This window comes from Lacticaseibacillus camelliae DSM 22697 = JCM 13995 (assembly GCF_001311195.1).
GTDB lineage: Bacteria > Bacillota > Bacilli > Lactobacillales > Lactobacillaceae > Lacticaseibacillus > Lacticaseibacillus camelliae.
The window spans coordinates 1-581 of sequence record NZ_BBAJ01000161.1 but is presented as its reverse complement, the minus strand read 5'-3'; the positions used below and the strand labels follow the sequence as shown (position 1 = coordinate 581).

Genomic DNA, 581 nt, shown 5'->3' with positions numbered 1-581 from the left:
CGGCAACACGAACCCAGGTGGCAACACGAACCCGGGTGGCGATACGAACCCAGGTGGCAACACTAACCCAGGCGGCGACACGAACCCGGGTGGCGATACGAACCCGGGTGGTGACACCAATCCTGGTGGCAACACCAATCCAGGCGGCGATAACAACCCGGGTGGCACAACCACTCCCGCTCGCGATACTCACCCGGCTGATGAGCTCCAGGTCACATACATCGAAAAGCCTGGCTTCAAGCAGCCACAGCGGCTGATCGGCACCGAAATGATCACTGGTAAAGTCGGCGATAAGGGGATTTACATTGTTCATGTACCGGATAATCTGCCTGGCAACTACAAGCCAACGACAGACAACCCTGAGGGCACTGCGATTCCTTACACGCTGACGCCATCGGCTGACGGTATCGTTATCTACGTCTATCCATACAACGATGGTGGCACACTTCCTGGTGGCACAACCAATCCTGGTGGCAACACGAACCCAGGCGGCAACACGAACCCAGGCGGCAACACGAACCCAGGTGGCGACACAAACCCAGGTGGCGACACAAACCCAGGCGGCAACACGAACCCAGGCG

At 58.5% G+C, this 581-nt stretch carries 1 protein-coding gene; it reads left to right on the top strand.

Annotated features, from left to right (window positions below; translation table 11 throughout):
* A partial coding sequence (locus JCM13995_RS15135) for a hypothetical protein (RefSeq protein WP_225350925.1) occupies positions 1-581 on the top strand: 581 nt, incomplete at both ends.